Origin of the sequence: Pseudocitrobacter vendiensis, from assembly GCF_943590815.1 — a bacterium.
Classification (GTDB): Bacteria; Pseudomonadota; Gammaproteobacteria; order Enterobacterales; family Enterobacteriaceae; genus Pseudocitrobacter; species Pseudocitrobacter vendiensis.
In genome coordinates this window covers 1-17,470 of the sequence record NZ_CALSBS010000023.1, presented here as the reverse complement: position 1 = coordinate 17,470, position 17,470 = coordinate 1, and the positions used below count along the sequence as shown (strand labels likewise).

General features: G+C 54.6%; 16 protein-coding genes and 1 tRNA gene. 8 read left to right on the top strand and 9 right to left on the bottom strand.

What is annotated here, in order from left to right; all coding sequences use genetic code 11:
• The first annotated feature begins 85 nt into the window (after positions 1 to 85).
• Positions 86 to 352, top strand: a complete 267-nt coding sequence (gene ubiK / locus NMC31_RS19575) for a ubiquinone biosynthesis accessory factor UbiK (protein WP_149463884.1) — start codon at positions 86 to 88, stop codon at positions 350 to 352.
• Positions 353 to 437: 85 nt separating this feature from the next.
• Here ubiK and glgS read toward each other — a convergent pair whose 3' ends face one another.
• The 4 genes from glgS to NMC31_RS19555 form a co-directional block, all read right to left on the bottom strand.
• Positions 438 to 647, bottom strand: coding sequence for a cell surface composition regulator GlgS (gene glgS, locus NMC31_RS19570; protein ID WP_253898911.1), 210 nt, complete (start codon positions 645 to 647; stop codon positions 438 to 440).
• Positions 648 to 838: 191 nt separating this feature from the next.
• Positions 839 to 2,272: a bifunctional D-glycero-beta-D-manno-heptose-7-phosphate kinase/D-glycero-beta-D-manno-heptose 1-phosphate adenylyltransferase HldE gene (hldE, locus tag NMC31_RS19565; protein ID WP_149463886.1), complete on the bottom strand. Its 1,434-nt coding sequence runs from the start codon at positions 2,270 to 2,272 to the stop codon at positions 839 to 841.
• Positions 2,273 to 2,320: 48 nt separating this feature from the next.
• The gene (gene glnE / locus NMC31_RS19560) at positions 2,321 to 5,161 is read right to left on the bottom strand and encodes a bifunctional [glutamate--ammonia ligase]-adenylyl-L-tyrosine phosphorylase/[glutamate--ammonia-ligase] adenylyltransferase (RefSeq protein WP_253898910.1); all 2,841 of its coding nucleotides are present in this window, start codon (positions 5,159 to 5,161) and stop codon (positions 2,321 to 2,323) included.
• Positions 5,162 to 5,182: 21 nt separating this feature from the next.
• Positions 5,183 to 6,484: a CYTH domain-containing protein gene (locus NMC31_RS19555; protein ID WP_253898909.1), complete on the bottom strand. Its 1,302-nt coding sequence runs from the start codon at positions 6,482 to 6,484 to the stop codon at positions 5,183 to 5,185.
• A gap of 251 nt (positions 6,485 to 6,735) precedes the next feature.
• Between NMC31_RS19555 and NMC31_RS19550 the strand changes: the two genes are divergently transcribed.
• Both NMC31_RS19550 and NMC31_RS19545 read left to right on the top strand, forming a co-directional pair.
• Positions 6,736 to 7,356, top strand: coding sequence for a TIGR04211 family SH3 domain-containing protein (locus NMC31_RS19550; protein ID WP_253898908.1), 621 nt, complete (start codon positions 6,736 to 6,738; stop codon positions 7,354 to 7,356).
• A gap of 58 nt (positions 7,357 to 7,414) precedes the next feature.
• Positions 7,415 to 8,656, top strand: coding sequence for a multifunctional CCA addition/repair protein (locus tag NMC31_RS19545; RefSeq protein ID WP_253898907.1), 1,242 nt, complete (start codon positions 7,415 to 7,417; stop codon positions 8,654 to 8,656).
• Between the two features lie 10 nt (positions 8,657 to 8,666).
• Here NMC31_RS19545 and bacA read toward each other — a convergent pair whose 3' ends face one another.
• Together bacA and folB are read right to left on the bottom strand one after the other, a co-directional pair.
• Entirely contained in the window at positions 8,667 to 9,485 is an 819-nt protein-coding gene (bacA, locus tag NMC31_RS19540; protein WP_149463891.1) for an undecaprenyl-diphosphate phosphatase, read from the bottom strand.
• A gap of 84 nt (positions 9,486 to 9,569) precedes the next feature.
• Positions 9,570 to 9,938, bottom strand: a complete 369-nt coding sequence (folB, locus tag NMC31_RS19535; RefSeq protein ID WP_149463892.1) for a bifunctional dihydroneopterin aldolase/7,8-dihydroneopterin epimerase — start codon at positions 9,936 to 9,938, stop codon at positions 9,570 to 9,572.
• Between the two features lie 107 nt (positions 9,939 to 10,045).
• On the opposite strand from folB, the gene plsY reads away from it, so the two are divergent.
• Entirely contained in the window at positions 10,046 to 10,663 is a 618-nt protein-coding gene (gene plsY / locus NMC31_RS19530) for a glycerol-3-phosphate 1-O-acyltransferase PlsY (protein WP_149463893.1), read from the top strand.
• Positions 10,664 to 10,738: 75 nt separating this feature from the next.
• Here the strand turns inward: plsY and tsaD are convergent, their stop codons facing one another.
• On the bottom strand, positions 10,739 to 11,752 hold the full coding sequence (gene tsaD / locus NMC31_RS19525) for a tRNA (adenosine(37)-N6)-threonylcarbamoyltransferase complex transferase subunit TsaD (RefSeq protein WP_253898906.1): 1,014 nt from the start codon (positions 11,750 to 11,752) through the stop codon (positions 10,739 to 10,741).
• Positions 11,753 to 11,987: 235 nt separating this feature from the next.
• Between tsaD and rpsU the strand changes: the two genes are divergently transcribed.
• From rpsU to rpoD, 3 genes are all read left to right on the top strand, one after another.
• Positions 11,988 to 12,203, top strand: coding sequence for a 30S ribosomal protein S21 (gene rpsU / locus NMC31_RS19520; protein WP_001144069.1), 216 nt, complete (start codon positions 11,988 to 11,990; stop codon positions 12,201 to 12,203).
• 115 nt (positions 12,204 to 12,318) lie between these two features.
• A complete protein-coding gene (dnaG, locus tag NMC31_RS19515) occupies positions 12,319 to 14,064 on the top strand; it encodes a DNA primase (protein ID WP_149463895.1) in 1,746 nt (581 codons plus the stop codon).
• A gap of 155 nt (positions 14,065 to 14,219) precedes the next feature.
• Positions 14,220 to 16,061 carry an RNA polymerase sigma factor RpoD gene (gene rpoD, locus NMC31_RS19510; RefSeq protein ID WP_149463896.1) on the top strand — a complete coding sequence of 614 codons (1,842 nt, stop codon included), beginning with the start codon at positions 14,220 to 14,222 and terminating at the stop codon, positions 16,059 to 16,061.
• 172 nt (positions 16,062 to 16,233) lie between these two features.
• Here rpoD and mug read toward each other — a convergent pair whose 3' ends face one another.
• Positions 16,234 to 16,740: a G/U mismatch-specific DNA glycosylase gene (gene mug, locus NMC31_RS19505; RefSeq protein ID WP_253898905.1), complete on the bottom strand. Its 507-nt coding sequence runs from the start codon at positions 16,738 to 16,740 to the stop codon at positions 16,234 to 16,236.
• Positions 16,741 to 16,865: 125 nt separating this feature from the next.
• Between mug and NMC31_RS19500 the strand changes: the two genes are divergently transcribed.
• Positions 16,866 to 16,941, top strand: a tRNA-Ile gene (locus NMC31_RS19500).
• A gap of 67 nt (positions 16,942 to 17,008) precedes the next feature.
• Here NMC31_RS19500 and NMC31_RS19495 read toward each other — a convergent pair.
• Positions 17,009 to 17,308, bottom strand: coding sequence for a DUF1889 family protein (locus NMC31_RS19495; RefSeq protein ID WP_253898904.1), 300 nt, complete (start codon positions 17,306 to 17,308; stop codon positions 17,009 to 17,011).
• Between the last annotated feature and the right edge of the window lie 162 nt (positions 17,309 to 17,470).

The following is a 17,470-nucleotide window of genomic DNA, read 5'->3' as shown; positions in this document are numbered from 1 at the left end:
GCATAAGCTTCGAACAATTCTGGTTTATCGGGAGGAAGTAAGGCACTACAATGAATGTCAGAACAGACAAATCAGGTAAACGACGATGATTGACCCGAAAAAAATTGAACAAATCGCACGCCAGGTCCATGAATCTATGCCGAAAGGCCTCCGTGATTTCGGGGATGATGTAGAGAAAAAAGTCCGTCAGGTCCTGCAGTCACAGCTAACTCGTCTGGATTTGGTAAGCCGTGAAGAGTTCGACGTACAGACGCAGGTGCTGCTGCGTACCCGTGAGAAACTGGCATTGCTGGAACAGCGTCTGAGTGAGTTAGAAAGCCGTGCGGCTGCGCCGTCAGAAGATAAAGAGTAAGTAAAATGCCGGGTGGCGCTGCGCTTACCCGGCCTACGATCTACGTCCCCAGCCAGGGATAAACGTTACCCCCAGCATAATCGTATCAGTGTTCCAGCTCAGGCATGCTACTCGTCTCCACCACCCGGCAGTAACGTTCATAACGCTTACAGAACCAGACGCGGTGCTCTTCATCCATGTTGCCGGTAATCGCTTCTAAATCAACTTCCTGGCCCTGATCGTGCATTCTGGCAAAGCTCTGGGCCAAAAAATCAAAATTATTCAGGGAATAAATATTGCTGTTGTCCATCGGCATACTCCTTCAGTCGTTGTATATCTGAGTGTATATGCTTTATCTGACTTCAGTATTCGCCGACCAAAAATCAGAATTTGGACATTCCGTGCGCTTATTGTGGATAAAAAATGTGCTAAATCATATTTCTGATTAATCAATAAAAAGCCCTGTCGTCCGAAGGCAACAGGGCTTTTAAACGAAGCAAATGCCGCTTATTTATTAGCGTCTTTTTGAATCTTTTTGATGATATTGGTGGTCGAGCAACCGTCTTCGAAGTTCAGCACCAGCACTTCACCGCCGTTGGCCCACACTTCTTCGCTACCGGCAATCTGTTCAGGTTTATAGTCACCGCCTTTCACCAGGCGATCCGGTAAGATCCCGGCGATCAGGCGCTGCGGGGTATCTTCTTCAAAAGAGACCACCCAGTCGACGGATTCCAGTGCGCCCAGCACGATCATGCGCTGTTCCAGCGGGTTTACCGGGCGGGATTCTCCCTTCAGGCGTTTGGTCGATGCATCGCTGTTCACCGCGACGATCAGGCGATCGCCCAGCTTACGTGCATTGGCCAGATAAGAGACGTGCCCCGCGTGCAGAATGTCGAACACACCGTTGGTCATCACCACTTTCTCGCCGCGTTTACGTGCAGCAGCCACCGCCTGTTTCAGCTCTTCTTCGCTCATCACGCCAAAACCGGTTTCCGCACGACCACGCACGGCGTTTTCCAGTTCGATAGGGGAAACGGTTGACGTACCGAGTTTACCCACCACCACGCCTGCCGCTGCGTTGGCGAAGTAGCAGGCGTCTTCAAGAGAATTACCCGCCGCAAGCGTTGCCGCCAGCACGCCAATTACCGTATCACCAGCACCGGTAACGTCATACACTTCCTGTGCCTGGGTCGGTTGATGCAGCGGTTCTTTGCCCGGCTGGAGCAGCGTCATGCCCTGCTCGGAACGCGTCACCAGCAGCGCGGAAAGGTCGTAATCAGCGATCAGCTTCATACCGCGCTCAACGATCTCCGCTTCGCTTTTGCATTTGCCCACTACCGCTTCAAACTCAGAGAGATTTGGCGTCAGCAGCGTTGCGCCACGATAACGTTCAAAATCCGTGCCTTTCGGGTCGATGAGCACCGGGACTTTCGCTTCGCGCGCCAGCTTAATCATCTGCTGAACGCTTTCCAGCGCGCCCTTAGCGTAGTCGGAGAGCACCAGAGCGCCGACGCTTGCCAGCCCGCTTTTAATGCGGTCATGCAGCGGCTGCGGATCAACCCCGGCAAAGCCTTCTTCGAAGTCGAGACGAATCAGTTGCTGATTACGTGAGAGCACGCGCAGCTTAGTGATGGTCGGGTGGGTCGCCACCGAGACAAAATCACATTTGACGTTCACATCCGCCAGCGCTTTGTTCAATGCGCGCGCCGCGTCGTCAATACCGGTCAGGCCGACCAGACGAGAATTCGCTCCCAGGGACGCAATATTCATCGCCACGTTCGCCGCGCCGCCAGGACGTTCTTCGATGGTTTCAACCTTCACCACCGGCACCGGCGCTTCCGGGGAAATACGGCTGGTTGGGCCATACCAGTAGCGATCCAGCATCACATCACCCACAACCATCACCCCTGCGCGCTCATATTCTGGCAGCGTTACTTTCATTCGTGTCTCCTGAGAGATTCAAAAAAATTGGCGCGATAATAGCACATTTCACGGCGTGACCAGCCACTTCAGCCAACTCGCTTCTACCTGTTCACGCTCGGTGGTAAAACGCTCAAGCCCCACGTTCCCGGGTAATTCCTGCAACGCCAGATGATGCAACGCATCGCGCAGCGTGGTATAGGCGCGAGTCAACGCTTGCGCTTCCTGCTCATCCATAATGTCGTTCTGCGCCAGCAGTTCGAGGATGCGCACATTATCAGACCACCGCGTCAGCTTCGGTTTTTCATGCGCGTAGCGCAGCACCAGATATTGCGTAATGAATTCAATGTCAGTGATCCCGCCAGCATCAGTTTTGATATCAAAGCGATCTCGCTGCTTACCCCCCAGATGGGCGCGCATTTTTTCGCGCATTTCCCGCACTTCCGTGCGTAAGGTGTCGCCATCGCGGACGTTGGTGAGGATCTGGCGGCGAATGGCATCAAACTGCTGCTGAAGCTGCGGATCGCCATAGACCACACGCGCGCGAACCAGCGCCTGATGTTCCCACGTCCACGCTTCGTTTTGCTGGTAATCAGCAAAGGCTTCAGCCGTAGTGACCAACATTCCCGCCGCACCGGACGGGCGCAGGCGCGCGTCAACTTCATACAGGATGCCGGAGGAGGTCCGCGTGCTGAACAGATGCATAATGCGTTGCGCCAGGCGCAGGTAGAACTGGCGACCATCGATTTCGCGGTCACCATCGGTCATCACATCCGCCGGGCAGTCGTGAAGGAACACCAAATCGAGATCGGAGCTATAACCCAGTTCCCAGCCGCCCAACTTGCCGTAACCAATCACCGCAAAACCGCGCCCGTGGCGGTCATGCAGATGCGTAGGCTGCCCATAACGGGCGACCATTTGCGTCCATGCCTGATGCACAACCGCGTCGATCATCGCTTCCGCAAGCCAGGTCAGATGATCGCTTACCTTCATCACCGGCAAGGTTCCGGCGATATCCGCCGCCGCGATGTGCAGCAACTGGGCCTGTTTAAACTGGCGTAATGCTTCCAGTTGTTGTTCTTCATCTTCTTCCGGCACGCGCAGCAAATACTGGCGTAGCTCGTCGCGATAGGCGTCGGTAGCCGTCGGTTGATAAAGCGTGTTCGGATCGAGCAGTTCATCCAGCAGCAACGGGTATCGCGCCAGCTGGCTCGCGACCATCGGCGAGGCCGCGCATAAACGGATGAGGTGTTTCAGCGTCCCCGGATATTCGCTCAGCAGTTCCAGATAGGTGGTTCGCGTGACGATGCCAATCAGTAGCGGCGTGATGCGCATCAGCGGCACCGGCGCGTCATCGCGCACGCACACTTCGCTCAACAGATGCGGCATCAGGGAATCCAGCACCTGGCGCCCGCGCGGGCCAATGGTACGTTTATCCAGTTCTTTACGGAAATCCGCAATCAGCGCCACCACCTGACGGCGATCGTCCTCGCTGAGGTGCGCCAACACCGGCGGGTTGTCCTCTTCCTGCAACGTGTCCTGCCAGAGTTCGCGCCAGTCTTCAGCCAGCGTTTCTTCTTCCGGCGAGGATTCATCATCGCCAATCAATTCGTCAAAAATGCGGCGCACACCCGCCATCAGCCCTTCAAGCTGTACAGTCAGCCCCTCCCAGTCAGACACGCCCATTCCCCACGCCAGACGCGCGCGGTTAAGGTCGTCGCCCGGCAGGGTCTGCGTCTGTTCATCGTTGATGCTTTGCAGCAGATTTTCCAGGCGACGCAGGAAAATATAGGCTTCGCGCAGCGCGTCTGCGTCCTGCGCTGAAAGCAGATTCAGATTTTCAATCGCCGCCAGCGTCGGCAGCAAAGAACGCTGCTGTAACGTCGGTTCACGCCCGCCACGAATCAACTGGAATACCTGAACGATAAATTCAATTTCGCGGATACCGCCTGCGCCTAGCTTGATGTTGTCTTTCAGACCCCGACGGCGCACTTCGCGGGCAATCATTCCTTTCATGCTGCGCAACGACTGGATCACGCTGAAGTCGATGTAGCGACGGAAAACGAATGGCCGTAGCATCGCACGCAGTTCCTGGCTCCAGACGTCATCGTTGTCGCCCATAATCCGCGCTTTTACCATCGCGTAACGTTCCCAGTCGCGGCCCTGCTCCTGGTAATAATCCTCCAGCGCGGCGAAGCTCAGCACCAGCGGGCCACTGTCGCCAAACGGGCGCAAACGCATATCGACGCGATAGACAAAGCCATCCTGCGTCGGCTGGTCGAGCACTTTAATCAAGCGCTGACCGAGGCGGGTAAAGAACTGGGCGTTGTCGAGTTCACGACGCCCACCGCGCGTGGCGCCGTGCTCCGGCCAGGCAAAAATCAGGTCGATATCCGAGGAAAAATTGAGTTCGCCTCCGCCCAGCTTGCCCATCCCAAGAATCAGCAGCGGCTGTGCGACGCCATCGGCGTTGCAGGGCGTGCCCCATTCCCGGCAACAGGCGTCATAAAGCCAGTCGCGGGCGCTGACGATCAGCGTCTCGGCCAACACACTGAGTTGTTGCAGTGTATCCACCTCAGAAATTAGCGACAGCGACTGCGCCCAGGCGATGCGTACCATGATACGTCGGCGGAACAACCGCAGTTCGCGCATGAGCCCGGCTTCATCGGTTACGTCTACCAGCGCGGCCTGCAGCCAGTCGCGATAGTGCTGCCATTCGTCCGCTTGCGGCGGCTGGCTGGTGAGCGTTTCCAGCCATTCAGGGTACATCGTCAGGCTTTGCTGAACGAAATCGCTGAACGTCATGACGGCTTGCGTCTGAGGCGTCAGCGTCGCAACCGGAAAGGTCTCCGGCAGCCGCTCAACCAATGTCTGCCAGTGCTGCTGTAACTGCGATGAAAGCGGGGTCATACTCGGTTTCCCTGAGGTCAGTTATCGTTTTCCGCTGTGTAACCAGAATGGCTCAACCGCCAGTGCTTCATTGCGGAAATGTTCAATTTCGATGTGCTGGCGCGTCAAAATGGCGTGACGTAATCCCACCCAGTTTGCCAGCCAGGCGTCGGCCTGCGCGCGATTGTAATAACCCGCCAGCAGTTGCACACAGGTGATATCGCGCGTTAAGCGTGGTAGCTGGTCGGCGTAACTGTCGCCCAGCGGATACGCAAACGTGGTGCGCAACTCTGCGGCCTGACGTGAAAGGTGGGTATCGGCGAAACGCTTAAAGGAGTCGTTGATTTTGGCCTGCGCTTTGGCATCGAGGAACGGCTGCCAGCCGCGCGTGACCAACCACTCGGTGAAGGCCAGTTTAGCCTGCGTCACCGCCACGTTGAAGGCGGCATCATGCGCGGAAATGTCGCCACCCAGCACCTCTTCAGCCTGGGTCAGTGAATCACGCAGCGCCGCGCTGGCTTTGCGCGGCACCACGCCACCAAACAACATCAGCGTGTGGCGAATCTGGCTAATGGCTGCCAGCACTTCATCCTTCGCTTTTTTATTGCCGCGAACCCACAGTTCTTCGTGGTATTGCCAGTGGGACAGCGCTTTTTCCAGCGCCGCTTCCAGCCCCTGTTCGATGGTCGATTTCGGCGCGATTTGCATGATTTCCGCAGGCTTGATCGGACGTTCCTCGTTTCCCTGCGCAAGATGATAGCCGCGCGCGGCCTTGCTCAGGCTGCCCTGACGCACCAGGCCGGTTTGGTTAAGCTGCTGCGCCAGCATCAGAACATCAGCGGTTTCGCCGGAAAGCAGTTCCAGTTCCAGCTCGCAAATCGGTTCCTGATAATCACCCGCTTTGACCTCGCCCAGGTCGAGCGCGATTTCAATCTTACTCTTGCCGTGGCTTACCACCCACTTTTCACGCAAGAAATCGGTGCTGAACAGCGGCTGCACCTGCTCTGCCAGCCCTTCCGGCAGCTCGCCGTTCGGCCAGACTTCAGCAGGCAGTTTTTCCAGCGCGAGTTTCGGTTCGTCGAGATCGATATTGTACTCCGGGCGCTGATGCAGCCCGCCAACCGTACGACCAGCCACCTTCAGGGTCATTTCATAGCGATCGCCCGCGCCGCGAATGCGCAGGCCCATATCATGACGACGCAGCCAGTTATCTTCAGTTTCGTAGTAAATATTAAGGAGTTTCTCTGCCGCCGTATGATCGGCCTTCAGGGTGAAGAGATGCTGACGCAGGGTATCAACGCCTGCCTCATCAACGAGGAACTTTAATTCAATTTCTTGTGCCATGGCTGATTTCTTATGGTTTCGTGGCCCGGGGAGTACCCTTTCGGCGAACTTCCCGGTAATCTTTTTGTCAGTAGATAGTATTTTGTGAAAAATTACCATGCAATGCGCATTTTGCGCGGCAACTTTACGTGGTTAACATTATTGCGATGTAACCGCGCCTCCTGGATGATTCTGATTGCTGTAGAAGGCTTTGCGTCGCCAGACTGTTGCCACTACTATCGTTCCACTTTTATGACAAAAACGATGACCTGATGCCAAAATTACGCCTAATCGCAGTCACTTTACTTGCACTCACCGCTTCCGCCGTCACCCATGCTGATGAGAAGCGCTATGTTTCTGATGAACTGAATACCTGGGTTCGCAGCGGCCCTGGCGATAACTATCGCCTCGTAGGCTCTATTAACGCTGGTGAAGAAGTCACCCTGCTGCAAACCAATCCCGGCACTCAATATGGACAAGTTCGCGACGGCAATGGCCGCACCGCGTGGATCCCGCTGAAAGAGCTGACGGAAACCCCTAGCCTGCGCACGCGTGTGCCGGATCTGGAAAATCAGGTGAAAACCCTGACTGACAAGCTGACTAACATCGATTCAACCTGGAATCAGCGCACCGCTGAAATGCAGACCAAAGTCTCGCAAAGCGACAGCGTGATCAACGGCCTGAAAGAAGAGAACCAGAAACTTAAAAATGAGCTGATTGTGGCGCAGAAGAAAGTGAGCGCCGCTAACCTGCAGCTCGACGATAAACAGCGCACCATCATCATGCAGTGGTTTATGTATGGCGGTGGCGTGCTGGGTGCAGGCCTGATTCTTGGCCTGGTGCTGCCGCATCTGGTGCCAAGTCGCAAGCGTAAAGACCGCTGGATGAATTAGCCATAACGCCGCTTCTCTCGTATTATCCACAGAGGACAACAACGAGGAGAAGCGTGGCGTGAAGAGTTATCTGGTCGGTGGTGCGGTAAGAGACGGTTTATTAGGCCTGCCGGTCAAAGATAAAGATTGGGTCGTGGTTGGCGCGACGCCACAGCAAATGCTCGACGCGGGCTACCAGCAGGTAGGCCGCGATTTTCCTGTGTTTTTGCATCCGCAAAGTCATGAAGAGTATGCGTTGGCGCGCACTGAACGGAAGTCCGGGTCTGGTTATACGGGGTTCACCTGCTACGCTGCGCCGGATGTCACGCTGGAGCAGGACCTGCTGCGCCGCGACCTGACAGTTAACGCCCTTGCGCAGGACGATGACGGCACAATTATCGATCCCTACGGCGGTCGTGCCGATTTACAAAATCGTCTGCTACGTCATGTTTCCCCCGCCTTTGGCGAAGACCCGCTCCGTGTGCTGCGCGTGGCGCGTTTTGCCGCACGCTACGCCCACCTGAGTTTCCGCATTGCCGATGAAACGCTGACGCTGATGCGCAACATGACCGCCGCTGGCGAACTTGAACACCTGACGCCAGAACGCGTATGGAAAGAGACGGAAGGCGCACTCGGCACCCGCAACCCGCAAGTCTTTTTCCAGACCCTACGCGACTGCGGCGCGCTGAAAGTGCTGTTCCCGGAAATCGACGCGCTGTATGGCGTGCCTGCGCCGGAGAAATGGCATCCGGAAATCGATACCGGCGTGCATACGCTGATGACGCTCACAATGTCGGCAATGCTGAGCCCGAATATCGACATTCGTTTCGCCACCCTGTGCCACGATCTGGGCAAGGGCCTAACACCAAAACATCTCTGGCCGCGTCATCACGGCCATGGTCCGGCAGGCGTTAAACTGGTAGAACAACTCTGCCTGCGCCTGAAAGTGCCTAATGAGATGCGCGATTTAGCGAAACTGGTGGCCGAGTTCCACGATCTCATCCACACCTTCCCGATTTTGCAGCCGAAAACCATCATCAAGCTGTTCGATTCAATCGATGCCTGGCGTAAACCGCAGCGCGTTGAACAGATTGCGCTAACCAGCGAAGCCGACGTGCGTGGACGTACGCATTTTGAAGCCTGCGATTACCCGCAAGGGCGCTTGCTGCGTGAAGCATGGATCGTGGTGAAAAGTGTGTCGAACAAAGAGGTGATAGAAGCGGGTTTTCAGGGGCCCGCGATACGTGAAGAGTTAACGCGCCGTCGCATTAAAGCCGTGGCTGACTGGAAGGAAAAACGCTGCCCTCAGCCGAAAGACTGAGGGCAGGATATCAGAAGAAGACCACGTACACCGCTGCCGCGACGATAAAGCGGTAGATGGCGAACGGGATAAACGAGATGCGTTTGATGAGTTGCAGGAAGGTTTTAATCGCCACCAGCGCAACGAGGAAGGCCATCACAAAGCCCACCGCAAACATCGGGAAATCCGCCAGCGTCAGGAAGTGCCAGCTCTTATAGAGATCCAATGCCGTGGCGCCCATCATCATCGGCACCGCCAGCAGGAATGAGAATTCCGACGCCGCATAGCGGCTTACGCCCATCAGCATACCACCGGAAATGGTCGCGCCGGAGCGAGAAAAACCCGGCCACAGCGCCAGACACTGGAAGCAGCCAATCATAAACGCCTGACGATAGGTCATGTCATCCACACCTACCGCGCGCGGCTGTTTTGGCTTCAGGCACTCGGCGGCAATCAGCAGGAAACCACCGACAATCAACGCATACATCACGTTAATCGGATTGAAGAGTGACTTGATGGTGTCGTGGAACACCAGCCCCAGCACCACCGCCGGGATCATCCCAAGCAAAATGTGGATGAGCGACAAACGCCCTTTCCCTTCACCTTCATGAATCGGTCGGCCAAAATGGATGCCGATCAGGCCAAACAGACGACGCCAGAACATCACCACCACGGCCAGGATAGAGCCGAGCTGGATAACCACTTCAAACGTCTTCGCCGTTTCACCTTCAAAACCCAGCAGATGCCCGACAATAATCATATGGCCGGTGCTGGAGACAGGTAGAAACTCCGTCAATCCTTCGACAACACCCAGAATAGCCGCAACCAGCAGCGAGTGCATATCGCTCATCACTTAAACCCTTAAAATTTAAAAAATAAAATAAACCCGGCTCTAAGACCGGTGTATTGCCGTTTGGTTTAATCCATTATGAATTTAAATAGTTTGATTCAGATTTTGGCCACGCTCGATGATAACGCCCACGTTCGCCGCCCTCGCAACCGCGCCCGGTTTGCTGACTTTGATGCGCACCCATGGGGAATTAAAGCGCGTCATGAGCAACTCAGCCACCTCTTCTGCCACGCGCTCAACCAGCGCAAAGCGACTGCCTTCGACATGCGCGATCACCGCGTCACTGATATCGGCATAACTCAGACAATACTTTACGTCGTCGCTGGATGCCGCCCGGCGGTTGTCCCATCCCATTTCGATATCGAACACCAGTTTCTGTTCGATGGTCTGTTCCCAGTCGTAAACACCAATGGTGGTGATTACCGAAAGTTGCTCTATAAATACAATATCCATCACGACCTGCCTGCTTTTTGGCTGAACCGGATACCACTTCCGGCGAATTATGCGTATTATCCACAGATGCAGAGAATACTTCGACATTTTCACAACGGAACAGCGTTATGAGTGCAATCGCGCCTGGAATGATCCTCCTCGCCTACCTTTGCGGCTCAATTTCCAGCGCCATTCTGGTCTGCCGCATCGCGGGCTTGCCCGACCCTCGCGAGAGTGGTTCCGGGAATCCCGGGGCGACCAACGTATTACGAATTGGCGGCAAGGGAGCAGCCGTAGCAGTTCTGATTTTCGACATCCTGAAAGGGATGTTACCGGTCTGGGGCGCGTATGCCCTTGGGCTCACGCCGTTTTGGCTTGGGCTGGTGGCGATTGCTGCCTGTCTGGGCCACATTTGGCCGGTTTTCTTTGGTTTCCACGGCGGTAAAGGCGTCGCCACCGCATTTGGCGCGATTGCGCCGATTGGCCTCGATCTTACCGGCGTAATGGCAGGCACCTGGCTGCTGACTATTTTATTGAGCGGTTATTCGTCACTGGGCGCGATTGTTAGCGCACTGGTTGCGCCGTTTTACGTCTGGTGGTTTAAACCGCAGTACACCTTTCCGGTGTCGATGCTGTCTTGCCTGATCTTACTGCGTCATCATGACAATATTCAGCGTCTGTGGCGGCGTCAGGAAACGAAAATCTGGGCGCGGTTTAAGAAGAAGAAAGAAGAAGAGAAAAAATAAAAGCGCGTCAAATGACACGCTTTTGTTTTGTATTTTGTAGGCCGGATAAGCGCAGGCGCCATCCGGCATGCTCCATCACGCTGCCGGTAACTCCGCCAGCGGCCAGCGTGGACGCACGGTTACGCCAAGGTCTGCATTCACACCCGCTTTGAAACGCACCATGCCTGCGTAGGCAATCATCGCCCCATTATCGGTGCAAAATTCCGGGCGCGCGTAGAACACTTCGCCACGACGTTTCTGCATCATCTCAGCCAGTTTCGCACGCAAGGTTCGGTTAGCGCTCACGCCGCCCGCCATCACCAGACGCTTAAAGCCGGTTTGATCCAGCGCGCGTTTGCACTTGATCATCAACGTATCGACCACCGCATCTTCAAAGGCACGAGCAATATCGGCGCGCGTTTGTTCATCGTTGTCATTATTGCGAATGGTGTTCGCCGCGAAGGTTTTCAGGCCAGAGAAGCTGAAGTCCAGACCCGGACGGTCAGTCATCGGACGCGGGAAGACAAAGCGCCCTTCCGTGCCCTGAGAGGCCATCTTCGACAACATTGGGCCGCCTGGGTAGTCAAGCCCCAACAGTTTGGCCGTTTTATCGAAGGCTTCGCCTGCCGCGTCATCAATCGATTCGCCCAGCAGTTCATACTCGCCAATCCCGGTCACGCTGATAAGTTGCGTATGACCGCCAGAGACCAGCAGCGCCACAAACGGGTATTCCGGCGGGTTATCTTCCAGCATTGGCGCCAGCAGATGCCCTTCCATGTGGTGTACCGGGATCGCCGGGACATTCCAGGCAAATGCCAGCGAACGCCCAACGGTTGCGCCAACCAGCAGCGCGCCAACTAAACCCGGCCCGGCGGTATAGGCGACGGCATCAATATCTTTTGCCGTCAGATTCGCCTCTTTCAGCGCGGCCTGAATCAATGGCACCGTTTTACGCACGTGATCGCGCGAGGCCAGTTCAGGCACGACACCGCCGTAGTCAGCATGTAATTTCACCTGACTATACAATTGGTTGGCTAACAGACCTTTTACATCGTCATAAATTGCGATGCCGGTTTCATCGCAGGATGTTTCAATTCCCAGTACACGCATGGCTAGATTTACCTCGTTTCAATACCGCGCAGTGTAGGTTTTCTACCCCGGCTTGTAAAACATTGTTCGCCCCAGGAACGTGCTTCGTGTATACTCCCCACCCTTAAAAAGTCCCTTTCAAAAACGCGTCGGTGCTTTACAAAGCAGCAGCAATTGCAGTAAAATTCCGCACCATTTTGAAATAAGCTGGCGTTGATGCCAGCGGCAAACCGAATTTATTAAAGGTGAGAGTTACATGCCGGTAATTAAAGTACGTGAAAACGAGCCGTTCGACGTAGCACTGCGTCGCTTCAAGCGTTCCTGCGAAAAAGCGGGTGTTCTGGCGGAAGTTCGTCGTCGTGAGTTCTATGAAAAACCGACTACCGAACGTAAGCGCGCTAAAGCTTCTGCTGTGAAACGTCACGCGAAGAAACTGGCTCGCGAAAACGCACGCCGTACTCGTCTGTACTAATCTCTTGAGAGCAGATGCTCTCAATTGTCAGACCGAGTAGTAGTTGCAAGGCCGTGCTTCCGGAAGGAATGCGCGGCTTGTTTTCGTTTAAGCATCATTAAAAACTACGGGGCTTATGGCTGGACGAATTCCGCGCGTATTCATTAATGATCTGCTGGCACGCACCGACATCATCGATTTGATCGATGCTCGTGTGAAGCTGAAAAAGCAGGGCAAGAACTATCACGCGTGCTGTCCTTTCCATAACGAGAAAACCCCCTCTTTCACCGTCAACGGTGAAAAACAGTTTTACCACTGCTTCGGCTGTGGCGCGCACGGCAACGCCATCGACTTTTTGATGAACTACGACAAGCTCGAGTTCGTGGAAACCGTCGAAGAACTGGCTGCCATGCACAACCTTGAAGTGCCGTACGAAGCAGGCAACGGGCCGAGTCAGATAGAGCGCCATCAACGGCAAAGTCTCTATCAACTGATGGACGGTCTGAATGCGTTTTATCAGCAATCCCTGATGAATCCCGCCGCTGACCCCGCGCGCCAGTATCTGGAAAAGCGTGGCCTCAGCAGTGAAGTGATTTCTCGTTTCGCGATTGGTTATGCGCCGCCGGGTTGGGACAACGTCCTGAAACGGTTTGGCGGCAATAGTGAAAATCGCCAGGCGCTCATTGACGCCGGTATGCTGGTAACCAACGATCAGGGGCGTAGCTACGACCGCTTTCGCGAGCGCGTCATGTTCCCTATTCGTGATAAGCGTGGCAGGGTAATTGGTTTTGGTGGACGCGTGCTGGGCGATGCCCTGCCGAAATACCTAAACTCGCCGGAAACCGATATTTTCCATAAAGGCCGTCAGCTGTATGGCCTTTATGAAGCGCAGCAGACAGAAGCTGAACCCCAGCGGTTACTGGTGGTCGAAGGTTATATGGATGTGGTCGCTCTGGCGCAGTACGACATTAATTATGCCGTCGCGTCGCTTGGCACCTCAACCACCGCCGACCATATTCAGTTGCTGTTCCGGGTGACAAATAATGTCATCTGCTGCTACGACGGTGACCGTGCTGGCCGTGATGCCGCATGGCGTGCGCTCGAAACAGCGCTACCGTACATGACCGACGGGCGTCAGTTACGCTTTATGTTTCTGCCCGACGGCGAAGATCCGGATACGCTGGTGCGTAAAGAGGGTAAAGCAGCATTTGAAGCGCGGATGGAGCAGGCTCAACCGCTCTCCACGTTTCTGTTTAACAGCCTGATGCCGCAGGTCGATTTGAGTACCCCGGACGGGCGCGCGCAGTTAAGTACGCTGGCGCTGCCGCTCATCAGTCAGGTTCCGGGCGAAACCTTACGCATCTATTTGCGTCAGGAGCTGGGCAACAAACTGGGGATTCTGGATGATGCCCAGCTTGAACGTTTAATGCCGAAACAGGCAGAAAACGGCGTGGTTCGCCCCGCGCCACAGCTAAAACGCACGACCATGCGTATACTGATAGGGTTACTGGTGCAAAACCCCGATCTCGCGCCGTTGGTTCCTCCCTTAACGGGGCTGGATCCGAAAAAACTGCCGGGACTTGGCTTATTTGCAGAACTGGTCAACACTTGTTTGTCACAGCCTGGACTGACCACTGGTCAACTTCTGGAACAATATCGTGGCACAAATGAAGCCGCGACCCTTGAAAAACTGTCGATGTGGGACGATATAGCAGATAAGGATATCGCAGAAAAAACGTTCACCGACTCACTCAACCATATGTTTGACTCATTGCTGGTTCTGCGACAAGAAGAGTTGATTGCTCGCGATCGCACACACGGGCTCAGCAGTGAGGAACGCCGGGAACTCTGGACGCTAAACCAGGAACTGGCCAAAAAATAGAATTGAACGGCTTAAGTGCCGAATATCACTCGGGAAGCCCCCGAAAGCCGCGTGAAGGGCAGCGGCAAAATATAAATAAGTCCTCGTTACACTCTGTTGGCGGCTTGTTTCGCCGACCGACACCAATCTCATGAAATAAGTGTGGATACCGTCTTATGGAGCAAAACCCGCAGTCACAGCTGAAGCTTCTTGTCCAACGTGGTAAGGAGCAAGGCTATCTGACCTATGCCGAGGTCAATGACCATCTGCCGGAAGATATCGTCGACTCCGATCAGATCGAAGACATCATCCAAATGATCAACGACATGGGCATTCAGGTGATGGAAGAAGCACCGGATGCCGATGACCTGTTGCTCGCTGAAACATCGAACAACACCGATGAAGATGCGGAAGAAGCCGCCGCACAGGTGCTTTCGAGCGTGGAATCTGAAATCGGGCGCACCACTGACCCGGTTCGTATGTACATGCGTGAAATGGGTACCGTTGAACTGTTGACCCGCGAAGGCGAAATTGACATCGCCAAACGTATCGAAGACGGGATCAACCAGGTTCAGTGTTCCGTAGCGGAATACCCGGAAGCCATCACCTACCTGCTTGAACAGTACGATCGTGTTGAAGCGGAAGAAGCTCGCCTGTCCGATCTCATCACCGGGTTCGTCGATCCGAACGCTGAAGAAGATTTAGCGCCGACCGCGACTCACGTGGGTTCTGAACTCTCTCAGGAAGAGATGGATGACGACGATGAAGATGAAGAGGACGACGACGACAGCAGCGATGACGACAACAGCATCGACCCTGAACTGGCGCGTGAGAAATTCGCTGAACTGCGCACGCAGTATGAAGTGACTCGCGACACCATCAAGGCGAAAGGCCGTAGCCATGCCGCTGCGCAGGAAGAGATCCTGAAGCTGTCTGAAGTCTTCAAACAGTTCCGTCTGGTACCGAAACAGTTCGACTACCTGGTGAACAGCATGCGCGTCATGATGGATCGCGTGCGTACCCAGGAACGTATCATCATGAAGATGTGCGTTGAACAGTGCAAAATGCCGAAGAAAAACTTCATCACTCTGTTTACCGGCAACGAAACCAGCGAAACCTGGTTCAACGCGGCCGTCGCGATGAACAAACCGTGGTCTGAAAAGCTGCTCGACGTGAAAGAAGACGTTCAGCGCGGCCTGATGAAGCTGCAACAAATTGAAGAAGAAACCGGCCTGACCATCGAGCAGGTAAAAGATATAAACCGTCGCATGTCCATTGGTGAAGCGAAAGCCCGCCGTGCGAAGAAAGAGATGGTTGAAGCGAACCTACGTCTGGTAATTTCTATCGCTAAGAAATACACCAACCGTGGCCTGCAGTTCCTTGACCTGATTCAGGAAGGTAACATCGGCCTGATGAAAGCGGTTGATAAGTTCGAATACCGTCGTGGTTACAAATTCTCCACCTACGCAACCTGGTGGATCCGTCAGGCGATCACCCGTTCTATCGCGGATCAGGCGCGCACCATCCGTATTCCGGTGCATATGATTGAGACCATCAACAAACTCAACCGTATTTCTCGCCAGATGCTGCAAGAGATGGGCCGCGAGCCGACGCCGGAAGAACTGGCTGAACGCATGCTGATGCCGGAAGACAAAATCCGTAAAGTGCTGAAAATTGCCAAAGAGCCTATCTCCATGGAAACGCCAATCGGCGACGATGAAGATTCGCATCTGGGTGATTTCATCGAGGATACCACCCTCGAACTGCCGCTGGATTCTGCGACCACCGAAAGCCTGCGTGCCGCAACGCACGACGTTCTGGCTGGCCTGACTGCCCGTGAAGCGAAAGTTCTGCGTATGCGTTTTGGTATCGACATGAACACCGACCATACGCTGGAAGAAGTGGGTAAACAGTTCGACGTTACCCGTGAACGTATTCGTCAGATTGAAGCGAAGGCGCTGCGTAAACTGCGTCACCCGAGCCGTTCTGAAGTGTTGCGTAGCTTCCTGGACGATTAATCCCGGTTTGTGAAACGTAAAAAGCTCCCTGCGGGGAGCTTTTTTTATGGGGTTTTACACCCTCACCCTAACCCTCTCCCTGAGGGAGAGGGGATCGATTGTGCATAAAGGTTTGACCTGGCTCGATTAACTCCCTCTCCCAGCGGGAGAGGGCTGGGGTGAGGGGGATTTATCAAAGCCCCCGCAGCACCAGCGCCTGATCCAGCTCCTGGTACGCCTCAACCAGCTTATCCGTGGTGATGCGGCTCAGCCCGCTCGGGTTCGGCAGCACCCACACCTGCGTCACGCCAATCGACATCGACTGTTTGCCCCACGGCACGCCCCGCTGGCTGAATCCCTGTTCAAACGCCTGTTTCCCCAGTACCGCCAGCGCCGCAGGCTGATAGGCCTCTATTTTGGTAATCAGCGACCGCCCACCGTCATGCAACTCCTGACGCTTCACTTCCGTAGCCTGCACCGTCGGGCGATCAACCAGCTTGGTGACACCGCAGCGAAAATCGAGCAGATGATCCGCCTCTTCTGGTTTCAATTGCCTGTCGGTAAACCCGGCCAAATGCAGGACTTTCCAGAAGCGATTTGCCGGATGCGCGAACGGAAAACCGAGTGAAGAGGACGACAACCCCGGGTTAATGCCGCAAAACACCACCCGCAGGCCTGGCGCGATAATATCCTTAACCATGCTGTTCTCTGATAAATGGCTCATGTGACTATTATAACGAATTGAAAATACGTTGTTTATAAAAACAGCAGACGTTGCTTAACAACTGGATTGTAAACCGCAGTTACTTTATAATTCCCCGCCACGGCCCCTTAGCTCAGTGGTTAGAGCAGGCGACTCATAATCGCTTGGTCGTTGGTTCAAACCCAACAGGGGCCACCAGATACAGCAAGGGCTTACGTGAAAACGTAAGCCCTTCGTTTTTTGCAGCACTCCTCACCACGTTAACTCACACTAACGCGCTCAGTTGCTCCTGCATATAAGATGAAAAATACTCGGGATTTTTAATCACAACACGCTCGTCAGAGGCGATTTTCTCAGCCCATCCGACTACTTTTTTGGTGAACTCGGGGTTCCATCCCTCTGAAGTCCCTCGCGCAGTAATGTCTTCTGCACTCACCTTTACACCGATTTCTTTCAGATACTTAAAGATACCCTTCGCTGTGCTTTCATCCATAGAGTGCGGTACCGCAACGGTTGTATCCATAGCGTTGATGAAATCCAGGGCTTTTGCGATGACTGTTGGCATGTTCTCGTCCTTAAATTAACCACGTGATTAACAAGACTATAAGACCTCAAATGGCTCACGATATCAAAAGGATTCTTACACCTTTCATACGAAACCTCGTACGGGTCACTTCTTCGGGCATCCATATCCTCAGCCTCCCTCATCGGGAGTCTAGCGGGAAAT